Genomic DNA, 15,247 nt, shown 5'->3' on the forward strand with positions numbered 1-15,247 from the left:
TCTCCGCGCCGGTCGCGCCGTTCCGTCTTCCACCCTGGACTTCCGCCCGTTGGCTTCGGAATAGTGATCAGGTGATTGCGGAGCGCAGCGGAACGTTGTGAGCTGGCAAGGAATGCAGAGGGCCGCCATGGAAGGGTGTGGAAGCGGTGGGAATCTCTCCGTCGGAGTACCTTCTTCGTGAACTGCGGCGACGTCGGGCGGCTGCCGGGCTCACCCAGACGCAGCTCGGCGAGCGAATCTTCTGCTCGGATTCCCAGGTGAGCGCGATCGAGACCGGGGTGAAGCCGCCGACCCTGCCCTACCTGGCGTCGGTGGACGAGGCGCTGGGAACGGAGGGTTACTTCACGACCCTCTGGGACGAGTTGGTCAAGAGCGATGCGGCCCCGGTATGGCTACGCGAGTGGATCGAGATCGAGCGCGAGGCGACCGCACTTCGCTGGTACGAGCACGCCTTCGTGCCCGGCCTCCTACAGACCGAGGGGTATGCCCGGGCCACCTTCCAGGCGGCCCGGGTGCCGACCGTGGAGCTTGACCGGCGAGTCGCGGCCCGGCTCGAACGGCAGGTCGTCCTTGACCGTGACCCTGCACCCCAACTCTTCGTCGTCCTGGACGAGGTCGTCCTCCGACGGGCGTGCGGTGGGCCTGCCGTCATGGCAGAGCAGCTTGCGCACCTCATAGCCTGCGCTGAACGACCGCATATCCAGTTGCGCGTCGTCCCGATGTCCGCTGGCATGTACCCGGGCCTGGCTGGGGCATTCATCATTGCTGACATGCCCGACGGCTCCCGGACCGGATACATCGACAACCAACTGGCGGCACAGGTCGTCGGGCAGGCTGAGCTGATTGCCGACCTCGGTGTGTCATGGGACGCTATCCGAGGTGAAGCGTTGCCGCTGGGCCTGACCCTGGACCTTCTCACGGAAGTAGCGAGGACATGGACCTGACCGGTGCCACGTGGCGGAAGTCTTCCCGCTCGTCCACCAATGGCGGCGCGTGCGTCGAGGTTGCCGGGAATCTGGTCGACGCGGTCGGCGTGCGGGACAGTAAGGACCCGAACGGCCCTGCTCTCGTCTTCGCCCCGGCTGCCTGGCGAGCATTCGTCGGTCGACTCCCCGAACGGGCCTGAGCGTTCCAGTGCCGATGCGCTCGGTGCATCGTTGGCGGCCGTTCGCCAGCCCGCGTGTCAGCGGGTCAGATCAACGGTGACGGTGACGCGGCCCCGGTCGTCGCGGCGGGCCACCGCGTGCCCGGCCCGGTCGACCCCGTCGAGGTTCAGCGAGATCGGGCCGCCCGCGCCCAGGAAGTTCCGCCACCACTGCTTGGCGTCGGGCATCGCGACCTGGATGACCACCGCGTCGCCGGTCTGTCGGTACGCGACCGGCGTGCTGAACGTCCGCCCGGAACGGCGACCGGTGTAGGTGACCACGGTCAGGTGCCGCCGGAGGAACCGCCCCCAGCGTGGCGACGACCGCAGCGCCATGACCCGGGCGTTGAACGTCCGTGCCAATCCCGAGGGGAACGATCCTCGTTGACCCATCTGGGCCTCCGTCGTCGATGTGAAAGCTCCACGCCGACCGTAACACCGCCCGGTCCCCGCCGAACGTGAGTCAGAGCCGCGATTGCCGGCCGCTACGGGGCCGGGGGACCGGTATGCCTGTCAGTCATGTTTATGCCTGTCAGGAATACCGCTCTCCAGGTAAGGCATGGGTCGCCGCCGCCACGCCCGGAGGGGTGCGGTCGCCGCGCCAGAGGGAAGGCACCGAGGGCAGCGGTCACGGCGGAGCCGCGCGGGAAGGTCCGACCCTGCCCGCGCGGCCCCGGACGGGACGGTCAGCAGCGACCGACCATCGTCTTCACGTCGTAGGTGGTGTTGACCCAGGTGTCGGCCACGTAGCCGGTCACGCCCGTCGCCGGGTTGGTGATCCGGTCCCAGGTGGACGACGGCCAGTAGCCACCGCTGACGTACTCGCCGAAGGTGTAGCAGGCGATCCGCACGGTGGTGCCGTAGGCGACGGAGCCGGCGATGCCGTAGGTGGTGCCCGGCCCGGTGCGGATGTTGAGCGACGGGTTGGCCAGGATCGTGCCCGTCACGGCCGGCGGGTCGCCGGTGCCACCCAGGCGGGCCACGGCCGCCTGCGCGGCCGACAGGTAACCGGCGTACGCCCCGTTGTTGTACGTCGACCAGGGCTGCCAGTTGCTGCCACCGCTGGAGATGCTGTAGGCGGCGTTGGCGTTGCACTGGGCGGTGTACGCGCAGGTGTCGGTGACGGTGGGGTGGTAGCAGTTGTTGATCTGCCACAGCCCCCGGTCCAGCGAACCGTTGGGGCAGCCGGCGGTGGGGCCGTTGCTGCCGACCGCCGACGGGTTGCAGGAGGACTCGGCCATCGCCACGGCCACGGCGGTGACCAGCGGGTTGTTCCGGAAGCCGGCGGCGTAGGCGACCTGGGCGCACAGGTCGATACCGACCGCGTTGACGCCCACCCGGTTCGCCTTCGCGCCGATGGCGGGGCCACCGACACTGGCCGGCTCGACCTGGTCGGCCGGGCGGGGAGCCGGGGCGGAATGGGCGGCACCGGTGGGTGCGGCGGTCGCGGGGGTGGGCATGGCACTGACGCCGACGACGGCGACCAGTGTCAGGCCGAGGGCCAGGCGCAGGGCGCGCCGGGCCGCAGGGGCGGCAAGGGGGAGACGCATCAGGATCCTTTCAGCGGACGACCGGAAGGGGAGCCGGGTGGGATGGGGGCGTCAGCGCCCGGTCCACTCCGGGTCGGCGTAGGACCAGCCGAGGTACGGCGCACCGGGCCAGCTCTGCGAGACGCGACGGACGGTGGCCGCCGAGGTGATGTAGTTGCCGTTGCCCTCGGAGAGCATCACGTGGCCGTAGTACCCGTTGATCGACGCGGCGGCGTAGAAGACCAGCGCGCCGGCCGGCGGGGTACCCGTGGTGCGGATCAGGCCACGCGAGTACAGCGAGTTGTAGTGCACGATGGCGGACGCGTAACCGCTGGCGGCCCGACCGTAGGCGTGCCCGACGAAGTTGTCGCACCAGCCGTCCCACTGGTGGTTGGAGTCACCCAGGTCCCCATTGGTGTACGCCTGGCCGATGACCGACCGGGCCCAGGCCAGCGCGCGGTCCTCGCGGGTGCCGGTCGGCGGCGGGGTGGTGGTGCACTCCGGCTCGTTGGGCAGGTACTGGTTGAACCCCGGCGTGTTGGTGTAGTAGTCGCTGATCCAGCCGCTGGCCGGGGCGCTGATCCGGTGCCAGACCGAGTTGCCGGAGATGTTGCGTCCGCGTACGGCGCACTCGGCCGTGAACCCGGTGCCGTCGCCGAGGACGGCCACCGTACCGGCGTTCGCGTCGTACGGGCTGGTGCGCACCATCAGGCCGGCACCGCCCGTACCGGCGACGCTGTAGCCGGTGATCCCGGCGAACGACGGTGCGGCCGTGCCCACCAGGACCATCGCCGTGACGCCGCAGGCGGCGAGGACCCGTACGACGAACCTCGGCAGTGCTCGGCGGGGTGTGCGGCCCGGGGGGTTCGAGCCGTTCGGCTGGTACACGCGGTTCTCCTGTCGAGAGGTCGGCGCCGCACCGGCAGTGGTGCGGCGTACCCGTCGGACGGTGCTCCGTGCGGTCCGGTATCCCCGGGGCGAACGTCGATTTCGAGCCGAACGGATGCGTGTCAGGCCCGACGCTCGCCGTGAGATCATATTCACCGGCACCTATCCGGCGGGTGGCTGCTCCGGGGTCGATCCTGTCGTGGCACCCGCCTGTAAAGCACTGGCTTGACGTGCGTTGACACCAGGGTTTACACGCAGGGGAGGGTCCATGACGGGTCGAAGCGGACGAGTCGGCGAGCAGGTTTCCGGCGATGCCCGGCACCACCAGTTCGTCGCTGATCTCGCCCGGCTCCGGCGCGATGCCGGACAGCCGTCACTGCGCAGGATGGCGGCGACCGCCCACTACTCGCACACCGCGTTGGCGGGGGTGCTGTCCGGTGCCCGCCTGCCGTCGCTGGAGCTGACCCTGGCCTTCGTCCGGGCCTGCGGCGGCGACGAGGCGGCCTGGCGGGACCGGTGGCACCGGGAGGCCGCACCGGACCAGGCCACCGGACCCGCCCCCGGTGGGCCGGCAGCCGAACCGCCGCAACGGTCCACACCGGAGGCCCCACCGTCACCGGGTCGACGTGCACCGGTGCCCCGGTGGGCACTGGTCGCCGCAGCCGGGGTCACCGTGCTCGTCGCCGGCTCGGTCGTACCGATGATCGCCGACCGGGAGCCCCGGACGAACCGGCCCTCGGAGCGGGCGGTCGACGCGTCCGGCCCGGCACCCACCGACGCCGCAGCCACCGGCGGCGCGCCGGTCGCCGACGGGGCCGACCCGCAGGAGGAACGCTGCCAGGTGGACGCCGTCAGCGCGGAAACCGTCCCGGTGCCCGACCCCGACCCGACGCAGCCCACCTACGGCAGCCTGACCCTGCGCTACTCCCCGCGCTGCCAGGCGGCCTGGCCGCTGTTCGTCTCCACCGAGCGGGTGCCGACCGGGGCGACCATCCGCTTGGCGGCCACCCGCCCCGTCGACGGCGCGGCCAGCCGGTTCGACTACCCGTTCATGATCAAGAGTCAGGTGTACAGCGTGTTCGGCAACGTGCTGCGGACCACGCGGGGCTGCGTGTCGGTCACCGTCGACATCACCGTGGCCGACAACAGCAGCGTCCTGGCCAGCGCGCGTACCCCGTGCGTGCAGCTCGGTGCCCGGACATGACACTGCCCTCCGCACCGGCGCGGAGGGCAGTGGTGGGCTCGTCGGTCAGACGTGCTGGGTCTCGGTCGTCGACGGGTGCAGCTCGGCGGTGGTCCCGGTGACGAAACGGCCGGTGCTCGCGCTGCGATGGACCTCCTGGTCCCCGCCGTTGCCGACCTGCTCGGTGGTCGTGTGCCGGGGGTCCCGCTCGGTGGTGCCCTCCGTGACGAAGCGTCCGCTGCGAGCGCTGCGGTTGACCTCGTTCTCGTTGCCTGCCATGGGGTGACCTCCTCGGGCTACGTCAATGTCCTCTTAGACTGCCCAGTCCGCACGGCCCGAAACACCGACGGCGGGGACCCGGTCCGCCCGGGTCCCCGCCGTGTCGGTACAGCCGTTACTGGCCGGCCGGCTTGAGGCAGAGCACCCGGTCGACCCCGCCGCCCTGCAACACCACGTGCGGCTGGGCCGGGTCGGCGCACTTCTCCTTGACGTCCACCTTGGAGACGACCGTGAAGGCACCCTGCTCGTCGCAGCTCGCCGCGCTCGCGCCGGTGCCGGACTGCTTGACGCAGGAACCGACGGCCGGGTTGAACGGGGCCGGCTTGGCGTCGTCCGAGCCGATCTTGCCGAGGAGCATCAGCAGGCCCAGCGGGACGGCCAGGATCAGCACCGCCACGATCAGCACCAGGGCCAGCACCCGCCCGTTGCGTACCTTCGGCGTGGGCTGCTCGGCCTTCTGCTCCGGCTCGGCCTCCGGCTTGAACGCGTCGAAACGCCCCTGCTCCTCCGGCTCACCCGGCCAACCGGTGGAGCCGGACGGCTGACCGCCCGACCCGAACTGCTGGCCGCCCGGCCCGAACTGCTGCCCGGCGGGCGGGAACGGTGAGGCGTACCCGCCGTGGGCCGGGTCGTGCGCCGGGTGGCCGTACCCCGGCACCGGTGCGGCACCGGCCGGCGCGCCGCTGGTCGGGCCGGCCCCGAACGGCTCGGCCGGCCGGTCCGCCGGCCCGTGCGGACGGGTGCCGTTCATCGGCCGGTTGCTACCCGCCGCGTCGGCGAAGGCGGGGATGCCGCCGCCGAACGCGGGCGGGGCGGCCGGCGGCGCGGACGACGGTGCGTCACCGCCGAAGCCGTGCTGCCGCTCCGGCTCGTCGAAGCGGGGACCGTCGAACCGGGTCCGGTCCTGGTCGTCGAAGCGTTGCCGTTCCGGCTCGTCGAAGCGGGGCTGCTCGGGGCCGTCGAACCGGGTGCGGTCCTGGTCGGCGAACCGGGCATCGTGCTGCTCGGGCCGGCGGGGGTCCGACTCGTCGGCCTCCTCCGGCGGCTCCGGGCGGGCCGGCCGGCCGTACACCCGAGGTTGCGGGACGACCGGGCCACCCGGATGTGCCCCCTGGTCGCTCGGGGGCGCGACCCGGCTGGCCGTCGGCACCGAGGCGCTGGCCGAGGCGCGGCCGACCGCACCGGGCTCCCCGGCGTCGGCCGTCGGCACGGCGGCACGGCCGGCACCCTCGGACTCGGGCGACAGCCGCTGCGCGGGCAGGGCCGGGCCGGCCGGCAGCTGCGGCTGCTCCGGCGCGCCCCAGCCGGCCGCCTCGCGGCCGTGCGGCTGCTGCTCCCCGGGGCCCCCGAACGGGGCCGGCGGCACGTAGTCGGCAGGTGGTGCGGCGGCCAGGCTGGCCCCCGGAACGCGCTGCTCCTGCGGCGGGAGCGGCACCATGTTGGCCGGGGAGATGCCGGGAGCGGGCCCCGGCTGGTAGATCGGCTGGTCGTCGCCACGCCGGGGCTCCCAGCCGCCCTCGGCCGGCTGGCCGGCGGGCTCGGCGCGACCCCACGCCTGCTCGGGTGCCCACGGCTCGCCCTCCGGCACGACCGGACGTTCGGCACCGGGCCACGGCGGCTGCTGGTGGTCGTTGCCGGCCCAGGCGGGCGGACCGTCCGGTGCGGCGACCGAGGCGGACGAGCGCGCGGGCTGCTCCGGTGCCGCCCAGCCGGCCCCGGACTCCGGTCGCTCCGGCGACGGTACGGACGCCGCACCCCGCTGCGCGGCCGGTGCCGGCCACTCCTGACCCGACGCCGGGTCGTCCTGACGCGACTGGTCGGCGCGGGCGGGCGCGCCGCCCGGCCAGCCGTCCGGGGTGGTCTGCTCGCGCTGACCCTCCCACCGGGCCGTGGCGGGCTCCTCCGGTGCCCCCCACTGTGGCTGCCGGTCGCCCTGCGCGCCGTTCGGCCAGTCGCCGGAACGGCCGGAGTCGTCCGGGCCGGGGCGGTTGGCGGCCCAGCCACCCGAGCGGGCCGGATCGTCCTCGGTGGACCAACCCTCGGCACCCGGGGTGGGACCCGGTGACACGGGTGCGCCGGGGCCTCCGGCCTCCGGCTGCGGCCACGCCGCCGTCTGGTTCGTGGGCTCCGCCGGGGCCGGTACGGGCACCGAGGCCCGGCCGGCGGGGCGGTGCGGCTCGTCGGCGCGGGGCTGCCCGGCCGCCCATCCGCCGGAGGTGCCCGGCGCGTCCTGGGGCTGGGCCGGCCAGCCACCCCGCGCCGGGTCCGCTCCGGCCCGGTCGTCGGCCGGCCAACCGGCGGAACGGTTCGGCTCGTCCTGCTGCTGCGGGGCGGGGGCGGTGCCCCAGCCGTTGGCGCCCGGGGCGGCCTCCCGGGCCGGGGAGTCCTGACCGGACCATCCGGCGGGGGAGGTCGGCGCGGGGTCGGCCGGCGGGGACCAGCCGCCGCCGGCCGGGTTGTCGGGCTGCGGCACCCGGGCGGCACCCCGGGCACCGGCCTCGGGTTGCGCCCAGGCGGGTGCGGGCTGCTCGGCCTGCGGCCAGCCGGGCTCGCGCGACGGCGCCCAGCCGGGCTGCGGCGAGGGGTCGGGCTTCCCGGCGGCCGGCGCGGTGGCCCAGGCCGGCTGCTCGGGCTGCCCGGCCCAGGCGGGCTGGGGCGGGCCGGCCGGCGGGTTCCACGCCTCGGTGGACGGTGCCGCGCCGGGCGGCGGGGTCCACGCCTCGGTCGGCTCGGACTGCTGCGGAACCTGCGCGCCGCCCCAGGCCGCCGGCTGGTCGGGTGCCGACCAGGACGGACCGGGCGGGTTGGCCCGGCCGGTGGGGGGTGGTGGGGCCCAGCCGAGGTCGGGGGTGGCGGGGACGCCGTACCCCTGGTCCTGCTGGGGCTGCCGGTCGCCGTACGGCGCCGGTCCACCGGAGCCCGGCGGCGCCTCGCCCGGCTCCTGGCCGGGACGGTGCTGGCCCTCGGACGTCATGGGTGCGCCTCCTCCATCACATGTCGGCCGCCGATGCCGTCCGTCCGGTCGGCCGTGTCGCCGGTGCCCGGCGGTTCGGCCGTGCGGTCTCCCCGCACGGTATCCGGTACGCGCGCGCGGCCCCCATGCAGCACCGGCCGTCACTCCGCGTCGCCGGACGGTGTCGATCGGCTTCCATCCGTCGCGATCGGTGTCCGGGTCGGCGGGTGGCGACCGGAACCACCGTACCGGGCGTCGTGGCGAGGTGGAATCCCGGTCTCAGCGGGTTCGGAACGCCGATGACCCGCCCGGGGCCCGGGCGGGTCATCGATCTGGAGGAGGGAGAGGAAAGTCGGTGCCGGGTCAGCTCATGTGACGCTGGGCGATCGCGAGGATCTCCTCGCGGACCGCCGGCGAGTTGGCGGAGCGCAGCGCGTGCTCGATGGCACGGGCCCGACGGTTGGCGTCACGACGGGTGCGGATTCGCTCGATCATGCTCATGGTGGTCTCTCCTCCGGCTATTCGGTTGTCAGCCCCTTGATGACTCCATTGAACACCCGTCGGGCGCCGATCGCCATCGATTATTAGGTGAGCTGCAACACGGGCCTAAGGATCGTAGGTCATCGAGCGATCTGGGCCACTATTTCTTCTCTCAATGGCAACGGCCGGTGTGCCGGGCGTTCACCCTGGGCACACCGGCCGTCGCCGGACGTCACGGTCAGGTCCAGGCGAGCAACGCCGCCTCCGGGTCGGCGAGGAAGTCCCCGATGTCACGCAGGAACTTCGAACCCAGCTCGCCGTCGATGATCCGGTGGTCGAAGGAGAGCCCCAGGGTGGTCACCTGGCGCGGCTTGACCTTGCCCTTGTGGACCCACGGCAGCTCACGGACCGCGCCGAAGGCCAGGATCGCCGACTCACCCGGCGGCAGGATCGGGGTGCCGGTGTCCACCCCGAAGACCCCGACGTTGGTGATGGTCAGGGTGCCGCCGGACATGTCCGCCGGGGAGGTCTTCCCCGCCTTGGCCGTCTGCACCAGACCCGTCAGCGCATCGGCCAGCTCACGCAGCGTGAGTCGGCCCGCGTCCTTGATGTTCGGCACGATCAGGCCGCGCTCGGTGGCCGCCGCGATGCCCAGGTTGACGTACTCCTTGACCACGATCTCGTCGCCGGCCCACGTCGAGTTGACCATCGGGTGCCGCCGGACCGCCAGCAGCACCGCCTTGGCGACCAGCAGCAACGGCGAGACCCGGACGTCGCGCCAGTCCCGCCGTTCGCGCAGCCGGTCCAGCGCCTTCATCGTCCGGGTCACGTCCACGGTCAGGAACTCCGTGACGTGCGGGGCGGTGAACGCCGAGCGGGACATGTTCTCGGCGGTCAGCCGGCGTACCCCCTTGACCGGGATGCGCTGCTCGCGGTCCGCGCCGAAGCTCGCGGCCGAGGTGGCCGGCGAGGTCGCCGTCAGCGGCTCGGCCACCGCCGTGCTCCCCGCCACCGCCCGCTGGACGTCCTCCCGTGTGATCGAACCGAGCGGCCCCGACCCGGCCAGCGCGGCCAGGTCGACCCCGAGATCCTTGGCGAGCTTGCGCACCGGCGGCTTCGCCAGCACCGGACCACCCGCGCTCGGTCGATCATGGACTTGTGGTGCCGGTTTTACGGCGACAGGGGCGTTTTTGCCCCCCACCACAACTCCATGATCGGCTGGGGCTGAGGGCTTGCGGGGGCGGCGCTTGGCGGGTGCGTTGCGGGGGCCGTAGCCGACCAGGACGGCGGTTCGGCCACCCGGGGCTACGCCGCCGATCAGACCCGGCTCGACCATGCCCTCGGCCGGGGCGACCTGGACCGCGGCCAGTGAGTCGGCCGACGGGGTGGGCAGGTCCGACCCGGCGGCGGCGGTCGTCGACTCCGGCACCGGCCCGGCCCCCGGGTCGGTGTCGATCGCGATGATCGGGGTGCCGACCTCGACCGTGCTCCCCTCCGGGTGGAAGATCGAGCGCACCTCGCCGGCCCACTTCGCCGGGATCTCCACGGCAGCCTTGGCCGTCTCCACCTCGACGATCGGCTGGTTCAGCTCGATGACGTCGCCCACCTTGACCAGCCAGGCGAGGATCTCGCCCTCGGTCAGCCCCTCACCCAGGTCGGGCAGGTTGAACTCCTTGATCCGGGACATCGCGCTCACCAACCGAAGGTGCGGTCGACGGCGTCGAGCACCCGGTCGAGGTCGGGCAGGTACTCCTCCTCCACCCGGCTGGCCGGGTAGGGGGTGTCGAAGCCGGTGACCCGCAGCACCGGGGACTCCAGGGAGTAGAAGCACTCCTCGGTGATCCGGGCCGCGATCTCCGAGCCCAGCCCCAGGTTGCCCGGGGCCTCGTGGACGACCACGCACCGGCCGGTGCGCCGCACCGACTCGTACGCGGCGGTCAGGTCCAGCGGGGAGAGCGTACGCAGGTCGACGACCTCCAGCTCCCGGCCGTCCTCGGCGGCTGCGGTCGCCGCGTCCAGCGCGGTGCGCACCATCGGGCCGTACGCCAGCACGGTCGCGTCGGTGCCCGGCCGCACCACCCGGGCGGCGTGCAGCGGGTACGCCCCGGACAGCGGGGTGTCCAGGTCGACCGGACCCTTCTCCCAGTAGCGGCGCTTGGGCTCCAGGAAGACGATCGGGTCGTCCGAGGCGATGGCCTGCTGGATCATCACGTAGGCGTCCTGCGGGTTGGCGCAGGTCACCACCTTCAGCCCGGCGGTGTGCGCGAAGTACGCCTCCGGCGACTCGGAGTGGTGCTCGACCGCGCCGATGCCGCCGCCGTAGGGGATCCGGATCACCATCGGGATGGTGACCTTGCCCTGCGAGCGGTAGTGCATCTTGGCCACCTGCGACACGATCTGGTCGTACGCCGGGTAGACGAAGCCGTCGAACTGGATCTCGCAGATCGGCCGGAAACCCCGGATGGCCAGGCCGACGGCGGTGCCGATGATGCCGGACTCGGCCAGCGGGGTGTCGATCACCCGCTGGTCGCCGAAGTCCTTCTGCAGGCCGTCGGTGATCCGGAAGACGCCGCCGAGCTTGCCGACGTCCTCGCCCATGATGACGACCTTCGGGTCGTTCTCCAGGGCCCGGCGCAGACCGGTGTTGAGGGCCTTGCCCAGGGTGAGCGTCTCCGTGGCCATCAGTGCGCGCTCCCCTCGAACGACTCCGAGTACCTGCTGAACTGGTCCCGCTGGGCGTCCAACTCGGGCGAGCCGTGCGGGTAGACGTGGTCGAACATGCTGACCGGCTGCGGGTCGGGCAGGTTCAGCACCCGTTCGCGCAGGTGCACCGCCTCGGTGCGGGCCTGCTCGTCGACCTCGGCGAAGAAGTCGGCGTCGGCGAGCTGCTGCCTGTCGAGGAACGCCTTCATCCGGGCGATCGGGTCCTTGGCCTGCCAGGCCTCGACCTCGCTGGCGATCCGGTAGCGGGTCGGGTCGTCGGAGGTGGTGTGCGCCCCCATCCGGTAGGTGTACGCCTCGATCAGGCTGGGGCCCTGGCCGAGCCGGGCGTTGTCCAGCGCGTGCCGGGTCACCGCGTACGAGGCGAGCACGTCGTTGCCGTCCACCCGGACGCCGGGGAAGCCGAAGCCGCCGGCCCGCCGGTACAGCGGGACCCGGGTCTGGCGTTCCAGCGGCTCGGAGATGGCGTACTGGTTGTTCTGGCAGAAGAACACCAGCGGGGCGTTGAAGACGCTGGCCCAGACGAACGCCTCGTTGACGTCGCCCTGGCTGGTGGCGCCGTCGCCGAAGTAGGCGATCACCGCCTCGCCGTCCTCGGTGCCGGTCTTGCCGTCCATGTGGACGCCCATCGCGTACCCGGTCGCGTGCAGGGTCTGCGCCCCGATGACGATCGTGTACATGTTGAACTTGAACTCGTTCGGGTCCCAGCCGCCCTGGTCGACGCCGCGGAACAGGCCGAGCGGCATGATCGGGTCGATGCCCCGGCAGTAGAGGACGCCGTGCTCCCGGTAGGTCGGGAACGCCATGTCCTGGCTGCGCAGCGCCCGCCCGGAGCCGACCTGGGCCGCCTCCTGGCCGAGCAGCGAGGCCCACAGGCCCAGCTCGCCCTGCCGCTGCAACGCGGTCGCCTCGGCGTCGAGCTTGCGGACCAGCACCAGGTCGCGGTAGAGGCCGCGGTACTCCTCGTCGGTGAAGTCGACGCGGTACTCGGTGCCGTCCGGGCCGGTCGCGCTCTCGATCCGCTCGCCGGCCGGGGTGAGCAGCTGTACGAGTTCCGGTTCGCCGGTCGTGGCCCGCCGGGACCGGGGTGCGGCTCGCCGGCCGCGGCTGGAGACCGCAGGGTCGCCCTTTGCCATCCGTCTCTCCCTGTCGTGTCTGTGCCCGAGCCGGGGGGTCACCCGTCCGCGCACAACGTGCGCCGGCCCGGCTGTTGCCGGACTGGTTCCTGGCGGTCGTGCCTAGCCCCGGTGGGGGTTGCCGCACGACCTGAGCCGGATCCATGGTCGAACCCGGTTCGGGAGCGTCGGCCACCAGCCACGCCTGCCACGGGGTACGCGGAGGGGCGGCTGCGTTGCCGTCGTGCCTGAATGATTGCAGAGGAGGTGAGCGGCCCCACAGTATGGCCCTCCCGCCGGTGGTGACATGTCCGCTTGGTGACCAGTGGACTTTTTTGTCGCCGCGCCGGCCGTGCCGCCGTCGGCTGTCGTCACCATGCCGGTCGGGTGACGGACTTTTTGTGTGTCGACACGCTGTGGTGCCTGGTGAACTGGGCGTCACTGGGTCAAGCTGACCGGTAGTGGTGGGCGTTTGGCGAATAATGTCCGTTCTGATCCGTGCTGCCCACCGACGAACACGTCCAGGTCGACGAGGGAGTGTGCGGTGTCCGAGCCAGGTGACGGTCCTCCGATCCCCCTCCTCGGGCGGCACCGGGCCGGCGGCGGCAGCTACCGGCGGATGATCGGCGTCCACCGGGCCCCGGGCCTGGGCGGGCCGCACCGGGGCTACCTGTTCACCGTCGCCCTGCTCGCCGGGGCCGCCTCCATGCCGGTCCTCGCCGCGATCAGCGCCGGCTCCGCCACCGTGGGCAGCACCGCGCTGCCGGACGGTGGCACCCCGTTCCTGCCCACCCCGTCGGTCGGCCCGGTCGTCGTCCCGGTGCCCGCCACCGGCCAGCCGGCCCTGCCGCCGACCGCCCCGACCGACGCGCCCCCGCCACCCGCGCCGGCTCCCGGCACCGGCGGCACCGGCCCCACCCACCGTCCCGCGCCACCGCCGCCGGCCCCCGCCGTCACCCCCCGTCCCGTCCGCCGGACGCACGCGCCGGCCGCCCCGGTCCGCCCCACCCCCACCACCTCGCCGAGCGCCGGACCGAGCCCGAGTGCCGAACCGAGCGCCGAACCGACGGCCACCTTCTCCGAACCGCCGCCGGACCCGTCACCGACCTCGGCCCCCTCCGACACCCCGACGCCGGTACCCACCCCCGGCCCGACGTCGACCCTGGAGCCCGACCCGACGCCGGGGCCCACCGTCGGACCGTGCCCCACCGTCACGGTCACCGTGGTCCCCACCCCGCGTCCCCGTCCCACCGTGACGGCCATCCCGACCCGCGCCCCCCGTCCCGCCCGGCTGCGGGACGACACCCGCCCCGTGCCGCGCGTCGGACCGGCCCCCGCCCGGGCGTCGGCCCCGACCGGCCGCCCGTCGGCCACCCCGGCCCCCGCGCCGCAGACGCCCGCGTTACCCGCGCCGACCAGCCACGACAGCACCGACCCGGACGGTACGGTGACGAACGACGCCGGCTGAACCGCCCACGGTGCGGACGCCGACGGCCGACCACCCCGGCGCGACGGACCGGCCGGCACGACAAGCGGGGGCGGAACGCTGAGTACGCGCGACGAGGGCGGTGACCGGCCGGCGGACGACCCCGGACCCTCCCCGACCCGCGACGGCCCGTCCTCCCCCGACCCGGCCCCCGTCGGGCCGGTGGGGGCGGCGACCCGGGTGGCCCGGTGGGTGACCGAGGTGACCGCGCCGGCCGTCCTGGTCACCGGGCTGACCGTGGTGATCGGCTGGCACGGCGCGGGTGGCGTACGGGGGCTGGCCTGGGGGCTGCTCGCCACGATGTTCGCCGCCGGCATCCCGTTCGCGTACATCCTGGGCGGGGTACGCCGGGGCCGGCTCACCGACCATCACATCGGTCGACGTGAGCAGCGCCGGGTGCCGCTGCTGTTCGGGCTGGTGTCGGCCGCCGCCGGGCTGGCCCTGCTCGCGGCGCTCGGTGCGCCGCGCCCGGTGCTGGCCCTGGTCGCCACCGGGGTGGTCGGTCTGGTGGTGGCGGTGTCGGTCAGCCACTGGTGGAAGATGTCGATCCACTCGGCGGTGGCCGCCGGCACGCTGGTGGTGCTGGTGCTCACCTTCGGCCCCCGGCTGCTGCCGGCCGTTCCGCTGCTCGGCCTGGTCGGCTGGTCCCGGGTCCGGCTGCGCGACCACACCGTCGCGCAGGTCGTGGCCGGCGGGCTGGTGGGGGCCATGGTGGCCGGGCTGGTCTTCGCGGCGCTCTCCTGAGCACTCCGCCGCCCCGGGTGGCCGTCGGCAGGGGCCGTCAGGGCTCGGGGCGGAGCATCGGTGGGTGGAGCCGGGTCGCCGGACCCCGGCGGAACAGTTGGGCGGGCCGCCCCCGGTCGCCCTCGGTGGCGCGGCCGACGGGGCTGACGAAGCCGGGGGTGCCGGTGACCTTGCGGTGGAAGTTGCGCGGGTCCAGCCGGGTCCCCCAGACCGTCTCGTAGACCGCCCGCAGTTGGGCCACGGTGAACTCGGGCGGGCAGAACGCGCCGGCCAGTGGGGTGTACTCCAGCTTCGCGCGGGCCCGTTCCAGGCCGTCGGTGACGATCAGGTCGTGGTCGAAGGCGAGCTGGCCGGGAGCGAGCCGGGTGACCGGCACCCACTCGGCCGAGGCGGCGTCCGAGCCGGCTACCGGGGCGGGCAGGTCGGGTAGCAGCGCCAGCCAGGCCACGGTGACCACCCGCCCGCGCGGGTCCCGGCCGGGGCGGCCGTACGTGCCGAGCTGTTCCAGGTGGCCGGCCGGCTCCGGCAGCCCGGTCTCCTCGGTCAGTTCCCGGGCGGCGGCGTCGGGCAGGTCCTCGTCGATGCCGACGAAGCCGCCCGGCAGCGCCCACCGGCCCTGGTCCGGCGGGATGCCCCGGCGGACGAGCAGCAGGTGCAGCGCGTCGGCGCGCACGGTGAGCACCACCAGGTCCACCGTCACGGCGAAGGGCGGGTAGTCGGTCATC

General features: G+C 73.7%; 15 protein-coding genes. 5 read left to right on the forward strand and 10 right to left on the reverse strand.

Annotation, left to right across the window (positions count from 1 at the left end; genetic code table 11):
* Window positions 1–137 precede the first annotated feature (137 nt).
* Window positions 138–944: a helix-turn-helix transcriptional regulator gene (locus FJK98_RS00575; protein ID WP_370516970.1), complete on the forward strand. Its 807-nt coding sequence runs from the start codon at window positions 138–140 to the stop codon at window positions 942–944.
* Window positions 935–1,126: a DUF397 domain-containing protein gene (locus tag FJK98_RS00580; protein WP_084260977.1), complete on the forward strand. Its 192-nt coding sequence runs from the start codon at window positions 935–937 to the stop codon at window positions 1,124–1,126. The genes FJK98_RS00575 and FJK98_RS00580 overlap by 10 nt, the downstream gene beginning before the upstream one ends.
* 57 nt (window positions 1,127–1,183) lie before the next feature.
* On the opposite strand, the gene FJK98_RS00585 is transcribed toward FJK98_RS00580, so the two are convergent.
* The 3 genes from FJK98_RS00585 to FJK98_RS00595 all read right to left on the reverse strand — a co-directional run bounded on the left by FJK98_RS00585 (window position 1,184) and on the right by FJK98_RS00595 (window position 3,561).
* Window positions 1,184–1,537 (reverse strand): nitroreductase/quinone reductase family protein, encoded by a 354-nt coding sequence (locus FJK98_RS00585; RefSeq protein ID WP_145917258.1) that lies wholly within the window; start codon window positions 1,535–1,537, stop codon window positions 1,184–1,186.
* Window positions 1,538–1,830: 293 nt separating this feature from the next.
* Complete coding sequence (locus tag FJK98_RS00590) at window positions 1,831–2,694, reverse strand: transglycosylase SLT domain-containing protein (RefSeq protein WP_145917259.1); 864 nt, start codon at window positions 2,692–2,694, stop codon at window positions 1,831–1,833.
* A gap of 51 nt (window positions 2,695–2,745) precedes the next feature.
* Complete coding sequence (locus FJK98_RS00595; RefSeq protein ID WP_145917260.1) at window positions 2,746–3,561, reverse strand: hypothetical protein; 816 nt, start codon at window positions 3,559–3,561, stop codon at window positions 2,746–2,748.
* 268 nt (window positions 3,562–3,829) lie between these two features.
* Here FJK98_RS00595 and FJK98_RS00600 point away from each other — a divergent pair, with 268 nt between their 5' ends.
* Entirely contained in the window at window positions 3,830–4,765 is a 936-nt protein-coding gene (locus tag FJK98_RS00600) for a DUF2690 domain-containing protein (RefSeq protein ID WP_145917261.1), read from the forward strand.
* A 45-nt stretch (window positions 4,766–4,810) separates the two neighbouring features.
* Here the strand turns inward: FJK98_RS00600 and FJK98_RS00605 are convergent, their stop codons facing one another.
* The 6 genes from FJK98_RS00605 to pdhA form a co-directional block, all read right to left on the reverse strand.
* Window positions 4,811–5,023 (reverse strand): hypothetical protein, encoded by a 213-nt coding sequence (locus FJK98_RS00605; RefSeq protein ID WP_145917262.1) that lies wholly within the window; start codon window positions 5,021–5,023, stop codon window positions 4,811–4,813.
* A gap of 115 nt (window positions 5,024–5,138) precedes the next feature.
* A complete protein-coding gene (locus tag FJK98_RS00610; RefSeq protein WP_145917263.1) occupies window positions 5,139–7,997 on the reverse strand; it encodes a hypothetical protein in 2,859 nt (952 codons plus the stop codon).
* Window positions 7,998–8,339: 342 nt separating this feature from the next.
* Entirely contained in the window at window positions 8,340–8,477 is a 138-nt protein-coding gene (locus FJK98_RS33010) for a hypothetical protein (RefSeq protein WP_168222356.1), read from the reverse strand.
* A 217-nt stretch (window positions 8,478–8,694) separates the two neighbouring features.
* A complete protein-coding gene (locus FJK98_RS00615) occupies window positions 8,695–10,152 on the reverse strand; it encodes a dihydrolipoamide acetyltransferase family protein (RefSeq protein WP_205789342.1) in 1,458 nt (485 codons plus the stop codon).
* On the reverse strand, window positions 10,149–11,138 hold the full coding sequence (locus FJK98_RS00620) for an alpha-ketoacid dehydrogenase subunit beta (protein WP_145917264.1): 990 nt from the start codon (window positions 11,136–11,138) through the stop codon (window positions 10,149–10,151). The genes FJK98_RS00615 and FJK98_RS00620 overlap by 4 nt, the downstream gene beginning before the upstream one ends.
* Window positions 11,138–12,313: a pyruvate dehydrogenase (acetyl-transferring) E1 component subunit alpha gene (gene pdhA / locus FJK98_RS00625; protein ID WP_145917265.1), complete on the reverse strand. Its 1,176-nt coding sequence runs from the start codon at window positions 12,311–12,313 to the stop codon at window positions 11,138–11,140. The genes FJK98_RS00620 and pdhA overlap by 1 nt, the downstream gene beginning before the upstream one ends.
* A gap of 523 nt (window positions 12,314–12,836) precedes the next feature.
* On the opposite strand from pdhA, the gene FJK98_RS34605 reads away from it, so the two are divergent.
* Window positions 12,837–13,760, forward strand: coding sequence for a hypothetical protein (locus FJK98_RS34605; RefSeq protein ID WP_168222357.1), 924 nt, complete (start codon window positions 12,837–12,839; stop codon window positions 13,758–13,760).
* A gap of 180 nt (window positions 13,761–13,940) precedes the next feature.
* Complete coding sequence (locus FJK98_RS00640) at window positions 13,941–14,522, forward strand: phosphatase PAP2 family protein (RefSeq protein ID WP_240762528.1); 582 nt, start codon at window positions 13,941–13,943, stop codon at window positions 14,520–14,522.
* A gap of 37 nt (window positions 14,523–14,559) precedes the next feature.
* Here FJK98_RS00640 and FJK98_RS00645 read toward each other — a convergent pair whose 3' ends face one another.
* Window positions 14,560–15,246 (reverse strand): NUDIX domain-containing protein, encoded by a 687-nt coding sequence (locus FJK98_RS00645; protein ID WP_145917267.1) that lies wholly within the window; start codon window positions 15,244–15,246, stop codon window positions 14,560–14,562.
* Between the last annotated feature and the right edge of the window lies 1 nt (window position 15,247).

Origin of the sequence: Micromonospora sp. HM134, from assembly GCF_007833915.1 — a bacterium.
Classification (GTDB): domain Bacteria; phylum Actinomycetota; class Actinomycetes; order Mycobacteriales; family Micromonosporaceae; genus Micromonospora; species Micromonospora wenchangensis.